General features: G+C 33.3%; 8 protein-coding genes and 1 pseudogene. 6 read left to right on the top strand and 3 right to left on the bottom strand.

Annotation, left to right across the window (positions count from 1 at the left end; translation table 11 throughout):
* Positions 1-195: 195 nt before the first annotated feature.
* The 4 genes from I6U48_RS18755 to I6U48_RS18770 all read left to right on the top strand — a co-directional run bounded on the left by I6U48_RS18755 (position 196) and on the right by I6U48_RS18770 (position 4911).
* A complete protein-coding gene (locus I6U48_RS18755) occupies positions 196-1272 on the top strand; it encodes a M24 family metallopeptidase (protein ID WP_218322004.1) in 1077 nt (358 codons plus the stop codon).
* A 275-nt stretch (positions 1273-1547) separates the two neighbouring features.
* Complete coding sequence (locus tag I6U48_RS18760; protein WP_218322005.1) at positions 1548-2228, top strand: response regulator transcription factor; 681 nt, start codon at positions 1548-1550, stop codon at positions 2226-2228.
* Positions 2225-3757 carry a HAMP domain-containing sensor histidine kinase gene (locus tag I6U48_RS18765; RefSeq protein ID WP_218322006.1) on the top strand — a complete coding sequence of 511 codons (1533 nt, stop codon included), beginning with the start codon at positions 2225-2227 and terminating at the stop codon, positions 3755-3757. The genes I6U48_RS18760 and I6U48_RS18765 overlap by 4 nt, the downstream gene beginning before the upstream one ends.
* Positions 3758-4050: 293 nt before the next feature.
* The gene (locus I6U48_RS18770; protein ID WP_218322007.1) at positions 4051-4911 is read left to right on the top strand and encodes a YitT family protein; all 861 of its coding nucleotides are present in this window, start codon (positions 4051-4053) and stop codon (positions 4909-4911) included.
* A 47-nt stretch (positions 4912-4958) separates the two neighbouring features.
* Here the strand turns inward: I6U48_RS18770 and xdh are convergent, their stop codons facing one another.
* Entirely contained in the window at positions 4959-7583 is a 2625-nt protein-coding gene (xdh, locus tag I6U48_RS18775; protein ID WP_218322008.1) for a selenium-dependent xanthine dehydrogenase, read from the bottom strand.
* A 456-nt stretch (positions 7584-8039) separates the two neighbouring features.
* Here xdh and hydA point away from each other — a divergent pair, with 456 nt between their 5' ends.
* Both hydA and I6U48_RS18785 read left to right on the top strand, forming a co-directional pair.
* Positions 8040-9422, top strand: coding sequence for a dihydropyrimidinase (hydA, locus tag I6U48_RS18780; protein WP_218322009.1), 1383 nt, complete (start codon positions 8040-8042; stop codon positions 9420-9422).
* A 125-nt stretch (positions 9423-9547) separates the two neighbouring features.
* The gene (locus I6U48_RS18785) at positions 9548-10180 is read left to right on the top strand and encodes a helix-turn-helix transcriptional regulator (protein ID WP_218322010.1); all 633 of its coding nucleotides are present in this window, start codon (positions 9548-9550) and stop codon (positions 10178-10180) included.
* Positions 10181-10688: 508 nt separating this feature from the next.
* Here I6U48_RS18785 and arcC read toward each other — a convergent pair.
* A complete protein-coding gene (gene arcC / locus I6U48_RS18790; RefSeq protein WP_218322011.1) occupies positions 10689-11627 on the bottom strand; it encodes a carbamate kinase in 939 nt (312 codons plus the stop codon).
* Positions 11628-11649: 22 nt separating this feature from the next.
* A pseudogene (locus tag I6U48_RS18795) lies at positions 11650-11898 on the bottom strand (knotted carbamoyltransferase YgeW); the annotation flags it as partial.

Raw genomic sequence — 11898 nt, forward strand, 5'->3', positions numbered from 1 at the left:
GGTAAAATTAAAATTAAGTCTTGATAAATAAATCTTGTAATATTAAAAAAAATTAAGTCTTACTGTAAAAATGCCTATGAATATTAATATTAATATGATAATATTAATATTAGATAAAAAATTAAGAATATAAATAAAGTTGTAAACATTTCTTGATGAAATTTTATTTATGAAAATATCAAAGGAGGATTCATTATGAATAATCAAAGACTAAAAAAAATATTGAAGGATATGGAAGTTAATAATTTATCACAAATGTTAGTTTCTGATCCAGCTGCTATATTCTATTTAACAGGAAGATGGATACATCCTGGAGAAAGAATGCTAGCATTATATATAAATTTAAATGGCAATAACAAATTGTTTATCAATGAATTATTTCCTGTGCATGAGGATTTAGGGGTGGAAAAAGTATGGTTTAATGATACACAAGATGCTGTAGAAATAGTTTCAAGATATGTTGATAAAGAAAAACCAATGGGTGTTGACAAGAATTGGCCAGCTCGTTTTTTACTAAGACTTATGGAATTAAAGGGTGGAAGTACTTTTGTAAATGGCTCATCAATATTAGACATAGCAAGAGCCTACAAAGATGACCAAGAAAAAGATTTTATGAGAGAAGCTTCGAGGTTAAATGACATGGCTGTAGAAAAAATGATTAAGCTTATCCCGGAAAAACACTCTGAAAAGAAAATGGGGCAAATTTTAGGGACTATATATGAAGAGTTAGGAGCAGAAGGATTTTCTTTTGATCCCATCATAGCATATGGTGCCAATGCTGCAGATCCACATCATGGACCAGATAACTCTATTGTTAAAGAAGGAGAAAGTGTAATAATAGATATAGGATGTGTAAAAGACTCTTATTGTTCCGATATTACGAGAACTGTATTCTATAAATATGCTTCAGACAAGGCTAAAGAAGTATATAATATAGTTTTAGAAGCAAATAAAAGAGCTATAGAAACTGTTAAGCCAGGAGTAAGATTTTGTGACATAGATGCTGCAGCACGAAATTATATTGAGACTGAAGGATATGGAAAGTATTTTACTCATAGAACAGGTCATTCAATTGGTATAGAAGTACATGATTTTGGTGATGTTTCTTCTGCTAACACTGATATAGTTGAACCAGGTAGAATATTCTCAATAGAGCCAGGTATATACTTGCCAGGAGAAGTTGGAGTTAGAATAGAAGATTTAGTATTAGTAACTGAAGATGGATGCGAAGTACTTAATAAATATGATAAAGAATTGACCATAGTAGAATAATTTAAATGATAAAAGGAGCTGTCCCACTATAAAGAAGAACCGCCGAAAGTTAACTTTCTGGTGTATTTCTTTATAATGCGATAGCTCCTTTTTGTATGTATAGGATTAATGCACATTTATTTAACAATATGTTAACAAATTTGACATGTGAATGTCACAGTAAGAAAGCAACATCTTAAATATAGAATGTTAAAGTACATCAGAATAAAATTAGAAATACATGTCAAGAATTGTGTTATAATTTACTATAAAAAGATAAATTAGGGGAGATAATAATGGCAAAAACTATTTTGATTGTTGATGACGAAGAGAGAATGAGAGTTCTTATAGAGGCATATCTGAAAAAGGAAGGGTTTAATGTCATTCATGCTGAAAATGGAGAGGAAGCCTTAAAAAAGTTTAAGTCAACTACGATCGATCTCGTTATACTTGATATAATGATGCCGATTATGGATGGTTGGACAACGTGCAAAGAGCTTAGAAAAATTTCAGATGTGCCTATAATAATGTTAACAGCTAAAAGTGAAGATGAAGATCAGTTGTTAGGTTTTAAATTAGGAACAGATAGTTATGTGACAAAACCCTTCAGTCCCAAGATTTTAGCTGCAAAAGTAGTAGCGCTAATAAAAAGAGCATATCCAGAAGAAAATAGAACTAATAATTGTAATTTTTTTGATGGACTATATATTAATGAAGAATATCATGAGGTGAAAATAGATGATAAGGATATATATTTATCCCCAAAGGAGTATGAACTTTTGTGTTACTTTGTAAAAAATAAGGATATTGTATTAAGCAGAGAAAAAATGTTAGATACAATTTGGGGTGTGGACTATTATGGAGATTTAAGGACAGTAGATACTCATATAAAAAGGCTCAGAGAGAAGCTTGAAGATAAGGCATATCTTATTGCAACAGTTAGAGGTACTGGCTATAAGTTTGAGGTGAAAAAATGAACCTGAAAAAAATAAACTTCAGAAAAATAAATTTTAAAAATATGAACAGGAGTATAACTCTTAAATTATTTATTGTAACAGCATTAGTATTTATTATATTTATAAGTAGTACTCTAACTATACAATCTTTATTTTTTGGAAAATTCTATATATCTAAAAAGAAAAGTGATCTTCAAAATGGGGTTGAAAGATTGAGAAGTTCTTATAACAAGAGTAAAGATGATCAGAAAACTGTAGAGCTTATAAAGGACTTTGAAGATATAAATAATGCAAAAGTAGTCATATTAACTGATTCAGGCAAATCAAAATTTGTAATTAGACCAGGAAGTGAGAAAATCGACAATTTAAGGGTTAGATTGATAAATGATTTAATAAAAAATTGGACTGCAAAATCGGATGTAATTACAAATATAAAAACCAATAATAAGCCAATGACTATTATTACCGAGAGGAAACTGAATGAAACCAGATACATTATAAGTGTGGTTCCTAATAATTCTAAAGACGAAATTATGTTTGCAGTATCTTCATTGCAACCAGTAAGTGAGGCTTCTTCAGTAATTAAGGAATTTTATTTATATTTTTTTATTGGGGCAATATTTTTAATAATAATATTATCTTTGATATATTCTAATATGGTAACAGAACCATTGGTAAAGTTAAATGAAACAGCTTCTAAGATGGCAAACTTAGATTTTACACAAAAATGTGATATAAGCAGACAAGATGAAATAGGAAATTTGGCTAATACATTAGATTTTTTATCTGAGAATTTAAATGAATCCTTAACTTCCCTAAAAAAAGTAAATATAAAGCTTGCAGAAGATATAGAGAAAGAAAGGAAAATAGAAAAAATGAGAAAGGAATTTGTGGCTGCAGTGTCTCATGAATTAAAGACACCTATAAGTCTTATAGGTGGTTATGCGGAAGGTTTGAAAGATGACATTTTTGAAGAAAATGAGAAAGAATATTATATTGACGTAATAATAGATGAAAGTAAAAAGATGGGAAACTTAGTGGCTGATATGTTGGACTTGTCTCAATTAGAGTCTGGAAGCTTTAAATTAGTTAAGGAAGAATTTTTTATAGATGAACTTATAAAAACTACTATGAAAAAGTTTCTAGCGGTTGTAAATGATAAAAATATAAGGATGGATATAAACGTAATTGAAAAAGTAAAAGTTTTTGCAGATTGGACAAGAATGGAACAAGTTATAACAAATTTTATTACTAATGCTATAAGATATACTGATGAAAATGGGAATATAGTAGTCAGTATGGAAGAAATAGGAGATGAGGTATCAGTTTCGGTAGAAAATACTGGAAAACCAATTCCGAAAGAAGAAATTGATAAAATATGGAATAACTTCTACAAAGTGGATAAATCAAGAGCTAGGAAACTTGGTGGTACGGGAATAGGACTTGCAATAGTAAAAAGTATTTTGGATTTGCACCATGGTGAATATGGAGTGAAAAATACTGAGACAGGAGTAAAGTTTTATTTTATAATTAAAAGATGTGGTGTGTAGGGATTAAAAACTTACACATCATATTTTTTATAGTTTAATGTAAAATTATTTCGTATTGAAAGTATTTCTTTAAGGATGTATAATCTAACTAATTAATCAGTTAGATTATTTGCAAATGATTTTTTCTATGGGTGACTTACTCTTGAAATACTTGGTTATTTGTTTTGGATAAGTATAATAGCTACATAAGTGAAAATTTTTTTAACATTTTAATAGAAGAATATAAGAGAAAGGAAGTGAAGATTTGTTGGATTTGTGTATTTATAATACACTCTCCGGCTTAGGACAAGAGTATGGATAGAAATTTTTTAAGTAAAGAAGACATTATAGATTTATTATTTACAATTTTTGGAGGAATCCTGTGTTCAATTGCAGTAAATATGTTCTTAGTTAAGGCAAAACTATTAGGAGGAGGGGTCACAGGTTTAGCTTTGATATTTCAATATCTATTGAAGGTTCCAGCTGGATATATGATCTTTCTTTTAAATGTCCCTATATTTATAATAAGTATGAAATATATGGATAAGAAGTTTACGATATATTCGCTAATAGGAATAATAACATTTTCTTTATCACTAATAATAACCAGACCTATATCTAATATTTTGCAGATAAATGACGAACTTCTTTATTGCTTGTATGGTGGTGTAATTAATGGAATTGGAGGAGGAATTGTATTTGCACATCACGGCTCTTTGGGGGGATTTGATATTATCTCTATTTTAATCAAAAGAAAATATTCAAACCTGGATATAGGCAAAATATCTTTTGGTATGAACTTGGTCATAGTATGCTTTGGTGCGTTAGTGTTTGGGCTGCCTAGTGCCTTATATACGCTTATAGCAATGTATGTCACTACTTCAGTTATTGATTATATAGTAAAAGGATTAAATAAAACAAAAGCTATATTTATAATTACCGAAAAGGAGGAACAGATATCTGAGAATATATTGCAAAAGCTTGGTAGAGGAGTTACATATCTCTATGGGGAGGGAGCGTATACTAAGGAGCATAAAAAAATACTTTATTGCATAGTACCTTCTACTCAATTACCTGAACTAAAAAAAATAGTAACTGATATTGATACTAAAGCTTTTATATCTATTTCAGATGCTTCTGAAATTCATGGAAGAGGTTTTAAGAAAGTTTTATAAAAAGGAAAAGGACTGAGACACATTTTAATGAGCTCAGTCCTTTCTTTTTATGTGGTCTTATTAGCTTTTGGTTTACGGTAATAGGTATTTTCTAAAGGTAAACTGTATCTAAAAATACCATCCTTTTTGTAATATGCATTTTGTAATGCAGGTGCGCCCATAACGCATACAATTTCACCAATACCTTTAGCGCCAAAGGCGATATCAGAATTATTTTTTTCAACTAGATGAGTCTCCACAGGAGGCATCTGTGTTGATTTGAAAATGCCCAATGTACCAAGTTTTGCTTGAGGAATACCATTTTTAAGTGGAAAGTTTTCTGTTAAGGCATATCCAAGTCCCATAGCAATTCCTCCTTCTACTTGACCTGCAGCGGTTAGAGGATTAATTATTCTACCTATGTCATGAGCTGCAATAACTTTTATAACTTTTCCGTCTTTGTCAATAACAAAAAGTTGTGTTGCATAGCCATAGGCAATATGGCTGACTGGATTTGGTTTTGGAGAACCAATTGGATCCGTTTTAAAATCAAATTCTCCCACATATTCTTTACCATTTAAATCTTCCAAAGCATACCCAGCCTTTAAATCAGCTTTTAACTTTAAGGAAACTTGATGAGCAGCTTCTCCGGCAAATACAGTCTGACGGGATGCCGTTGTTGTACCTGAATCAGGCGTATATTTTGTATCAGGATGTTCCACTATAATCTGATCTGGAATCAATCCTGTTGTTTCACATATTATCTGCATCAATACAGTTTGTATACCTTGTCCAATTGCACCAGCAGAGGATCTGGCATGAACTTTCCCGTTGATTACCTTTAAGTTACAGCGACCAGTATCTGGAACACCTACTCCAACACCTGCATTTTTCATTGCGGAAGCTATACCAACATAGTAATTTGGATCAGCTTCATATTTATCAAAAGCTTCTTTAACAGCTTCTAAAGTTTCCGCCATTGCAGTTCCCTCATCTGCTATCTGGCCATTAGGTAGTGACTGCCCTGGTCTGATGGCATTGAGGTAGCGGATTTCCCATCCGGAAATACCGGCTTTTTCTGCTAATTGATTGATGAGAGCTTCTGTAACCGCACAAGATTGTGTTACTCCAAAGCCACGGAATGCACCAGCAGGTGGATTATTGGTATAGTAAGCATCCCCCTCAATATCCACATTTTGATAGTTATAAGGACCACCAGCGTGGGTACAAGCTCTTTGTAACACTGGTCCACCAAGAGAGGCATAAGCACCTGTATCAGATATAAGTCTTGCTTTTAGTCCTTGGAGGATACCATTTTCATTACAACCAATTTTGCAGTATATTTTCATTGCATGGCGTTTAGGATGATAGTTTATGCTTTCTTGGCGGCTAAAGGATACTTTTACAGGTCGTTTAGAAAGGTAAGCACAAAGTGCTGCCTGATGCTGAACACTCATATCTTCCTTGCCACCGAACCCGCCGCCAACAGCAGCACTTTGTATTCTTACTTTTTCTATGGGAAGGCCTAAGTAGGTACTTATCTCATGATACTCATCATATATACCTTGACCTCCTGTAATAACCTTAATACCATCTTCATCAGGCAAACCAATAGCAGTTTCAGGTTCCATGAAAGCATGTTCTGTAGGTGGAAGATAGAAGGTACCTTCTACTATGTGTTTCGAATTTGTAAAAGCAGTGTCTATATTTCCTCTTTTTACTTCCTGATGGCTAAATAAATTATTTTCCGGAATTATAAACTTACCAAATTGCATAAAACCTTCTGCGTGTATTTGATGAGCTCCGGGCTCAGCGGCCTCTTCGGGCGTGCAAATTGGTTTCAACTCTTCATATTCTACTTCTACAGCTTTTACAGCATCTATCGCTTGTTCTTTGGTTTCTGCAACTACCATTGCAAGAGTGTCACCGATACATTTTGTTTCTTCTCCCACATCAATCATTCCTGGCCAATCCTGTGCTAGGTGACCAATGTATCTATTACCTGGAATATCCTTTGCTGTATACACTGCAACAACTCCTGGCATTTTAAGTGCTTTACTTGTATCAATCGATAGAATTTTTGCACGGGCATACTTGCTGAATACATTTTTTCCATAAAGCATATCATCAAAATTATAATCATCTGCGTACTTTGCTGTTCCAAGAATTTTTTCAGGGGCATCTACACGGCAAGTTCTTTCACCAACTTTACCTGTTTGCTTGAGCTCTGGTACTTCTGTATTTTCTCTTAGCATTTTTGCAGCCAAGAGAATTCCATCTTCAATCTTGGCATATCCAGTACAGCGGCAAATATTAGTACGAATTGCTTGCTTTACATCTTCTCTTGTAGGATTTGGGTTTTGATCGATCAAGCATTTACCACAAACAACCATACCAGGAATGCAGAATCCACACTGCACTGCTCCTGCAGCTGCAAAAGCATATACAAGCACTTCTCTTTCTCGTTTTGTAAAACCTTCTATAGTTTGTACTTTTTTTCCTTCTAATCTAGAAAGTTTTTGTACACAGGCACGAGTTGTTTTTCCATCAATAATAACTGTGCAAGTTCCGCAGGCTCCTTCTTTACATCCATTTTTAACTGACGTTATTCCTAAGTCTTCACGGAGAAAATCCATCAACACAATGTCTTTTTCAGATTGATAGTCTTTACCATTTACATTTACTTTGAACATTTCAAATACACTCCTATCAAATACAATTTCAAATATGTTTCCTATATTTTTATTTTGTGGAATATTTTTAGAGATTGATATTTTTTTTGGTCAAGCCAAAAGCATAGAACAAGCTTATTACAGATATACATAAATAGTTTCATTTGGAATAGAATTGAAACCGTTTAACTAGCTAGACTAAAATAATGCTAGCTTATACAGCTCAGCACTAACTTCATTTTTATATTTATAATTTTATATATTAAACTTTTTGCTTTCCTTAAAATTATTTTATCATTTTAAAAATTCTATATCAAGAAAAAAACAAAAAAAATTTATTTTTATCAAAAAAATTTTTTGTTTTTTACCTTATTTGGAAGATCAAGTGGTTGCATGAAAAAAGCACTTGTTATATAATATAAAAATGAAACCGATTAAACAGCCTAAGAATAGGCTTTGGCAGAGCGGGAGGAGAAAATGAAAATAATAATTAAGAACGGATTTGTTGTGAATACAGAGAGTGTTGTGAAGTGTGACCTGCTCGTCGAAGATGGTATTATCAGTGCAATGGGTGGCGGGTTTGAGGACGAAGCAGCAACTGTCATAGATGCTTCAGGCAAATATGTGTTGCCAGGTCCAATTGATGTCCATACTCATATGGATCTTCAGGCTGGACAATTTAGAGCAGTAGATGATTTTTATAAGGGCTCTATTGCAGCAGCTTGTGGAGGAACTACATCCATTGTAGATCATATTGCCTTTGGACCAAAAGGATGCACACTTCAGCACCAATTGGATGTTTACCACGGATTGGCGGATTCCAATTCTGTAATTGACTATGGTTTTCATGGAGTTTTACAGCATGTTAACGAAGATATTCTCTTAGAAATGGAGAACCTAATGAAGAATGGAATTCCGAGTTTCAAGGCTTATATGACCTATGATTTCAAGTTGTCAGATGATGAACTTCTTCAAGTTATGAAAATTGTGAAAAAAGTTGGAGGAGTACTTACAGTCCATGCAGAAAATCACGAGGTCATCAATTATTTGAGAAGAAGTTTTGTAGAGGAAGGGAAGACTGAGGCAAAATATCATGCCTCGAGTAGACCACCACATACAGAAGCAGAGGCGGTTAGCCGATTAATACACTTGTCAGCAATGGCAGACTATCCTAACTTATACCTTGTGCATATATCCACTGAGGAAAGTCTTAAGGAGATAATCAAGGCCAAGGAAAATGGAGCAAAAAATATATTTGTAGAAACGTGTATTCAATATTTGCTGCTTACAGAGGACAAATACCTTCTTCCAGAAGGAGAGGGGTTAAAATATGTAATGTCACCTCCTTTAAGAAAACAGAAGGATTGTGATGCTCTATGGAAAGGAATACAGAAGGGGATTGTACAAGTAGTAGCAACAGATCACTGTCCATTCTATTTTAAGGACAAAATTGAACATGGATTAAAGAACTTTACTCAGTGTCCCAATGGGGGTCCTGGAGTGGAGGAAAGAGTACGAGTACTCTTTACAGAAGGAGTTATGAAAAATAGAATAAGTATTCAGCATTTTGTAGAGATCGCTTCATATAATCCAGCTAAGATTATGGGAATATACCCTAAGAAAGGTAATATCCAACCAGGAGCAGATGCAGACCTTATATTGATTGATACTGAAAAGACAGGTGTAATTAGAGGAAACATGCTTCACGGAAATGCAGGATATAGTCTCTATGAGGGATATCAATATAAGGGTGAAATAGAGATGGTAATGCAAAGAGGAAAGATTATTGTTAGTCAGGGAGAATTCATTGGAAATAGAGGAGATGGGGAGTTTTTGAATAGAATACTTCCAATTCTTTAGAAAAATTATTTTTTTAGTCTGCAGGCTAAAAAATAATTATGTTAGATAATTATTTTTTGTATTGTAATTGAATATTTATTTGTGTTTTAATAAAGTATAAAGTAATAAATTTAGGGAGTGTTTTTATGGATTTAAAGATGGACTTTTTAACCCGTCTTGCAAAGGCTTTGTCAAAACAATTTGGAGATAACTGCGAAATAGTTATACATGATTTAAATAAAACTTCTCTAGATAACTCCATTGTTTCCATAGAAAATGGACATGTATCAAATAGAAGTATAGGAGATGGCCCATCGATGGTAGTACTGGATACATTGACTAAAAAACCAGAGGAGATTGAAGATCAGCTTGCCTATTTAACTGAAGTTGATGGCAAAATGATAAAATCAAGTACTATATATATAAGAGATGAAAAAGGTGATATAACCGGTATTTTTGGTATTAATTATGATATATCTCCTATGGTTGCTTTTCAAAAAGAGATAAAGAATCTCATTGGTATTGAATCTCCACAAAGTGAGGAGTCAACTCATATCTATCATAATGTAAATAATTTGCTGGATGATTTGATTCAACGGGCTGTAGATATGGTAGGGCGTCCAGTTTCATATATGACCAGAGAAGATAAGATCAAAGCTATTAAGTTTTTAAATGAGCATGGTGCATTTTTGATTACAAAGTCTGGTAATAAAATATCAAATTACTTTGGTATATCTAAATATACAATGTATAGTTATCTTGATAAAGAAGTGGAGTAAAGAGAAGAATTTAAAAAGGCTGCTGAAAAATAAATTTTCAGCAGCCTTTTGATATATAGATACCCACGGCCGACACTTAACTTATACTATGAAAATCATCGGTAATAATTGAAAGATGTAAACATATTTCTAGAGGACAATTGACAAAGGACATAGGACAGTAAAGGTAAGTTTTCTTCCTTACGTCAGAAAGCTAATTTATTTTTTAGGCTTGTTTTGTGAGTGTAAAACATCGCTTATTCAAATACTCAGAAAGTAGAAGTTTCTTTTAATTTAAAGATTTTTCGTAGTGTAGCGGAGAAAAATCCTCCTTTACTGTCCTATGTCAATTGTCCTCTGTCCTCTAAAAAAATATTTAATTTGTGTTAACTGTTACCAATAAATATTTTTTATAAGTTAAGTGTCGGCCGTGGACGTCTATAGTAATATAAATAGAAAAACAACTGTTTCTGAACTAACTAATTAGTCTAGAAACAGTTGTTTTTATTTAACTAATATTAACTTTGGCTTATTTATTTCTGATAAATGTACCTGTTTTACCGTTAATTCCGTCTTTTGCTTTTTCAAGAAGGGTAATTAACGCAGTGTGGTTATCTCCAGAAGCTGCAAAGTCAACTGCAGCCTGCACTTTAGGAAGCATAGAGCCAGGAGCAAAGTGACCTTGACTCATGTACTCTTTGGCTTCTTCTACTGTAACATTGTCAAGCCACTTTTCATTAGGACCTCTAAAATCAATAGCAACCTTTTCTACAGCAGTTAGTATAATTAAGAAGTCAGCATTAACTTCCTTTGCAAGTAGGCTGCTAGCAAAATCTTTATCAATTACAGCGCCAACACCTTTTAGGTGCTTTCCTTGTCTTATAACAGGTATACCACCGCCTCCGCAAGAAACAACGACTTCACCTGAGTTTAATAGATTTTTTATAGTATCAATTTCAATTATCTCTTTTGGGAGAGGAGAAGCTACTACTCTTCTATAACCTCTTCCTGAATCTTCAATTACAGTAAGACCTTTTGCTTCTGCAAGCTTCTTGCCTTCTTCGTCCATGAAAGGACCAATTGGTTTTGTAGGATTTTGGAACTTAGGATCATCCTCATCCACACGAACCTGAGTAATTACTGTAGTAACAGATTTTTTTATGCCACGGTTAAGAAGTTCTTCTTTCAAAGCATTCTGTAAATCGTAGCCTATATATGCCTGACTCATAGCAACACATACTGACAGTGGAGTGAATGATGGATGCTCAGGATTTGAGCGTCCAAACATATCCATAGCATCATTAATCATTCCAACCTGTGGTCCGTTTCCATGAGAGATTACAACTTCATGGCCTTCTTCTATTAAATCGGCAATAGCTTTTGCTGTATTTTTAACTGCAACCATTTGTTCGGGTAGATTATTACCAAGGGCATTTCCACCTAAAGCAATAACAATTCTTTTTTTCATAGAAATCCTTCACCCCTTCTAATTAGTCCATCTTTCTTGGCTTTGAAGCTGATTCTAATGCTTTTAAAGTTTCTTGTGGATTTTTGAATTTGCTTAAGAAAATCATAGCAGCTATAATATATGGTTTGAAGCTTGCTTCTTTGTAAAGTGGTGTACGATAACGATCGAATACGCTAGCATCAACTTCACCAGTTTCACAGCTTACACCAGTGATATCAGCTGGAAGACAGTGCAAGTAAAGAGCTTTTCCGTCTTTAGTAAGCTTCATCAT

The organism is Clostridium thailandense (assembly GCF_019207025.1).
Taxonomy (GTDB): Bacteria; Bacillota; Clostridia; order Clostridiales; family Clostridiaceae; genus Clostridium_AM; species Clostridium_AM thailandense.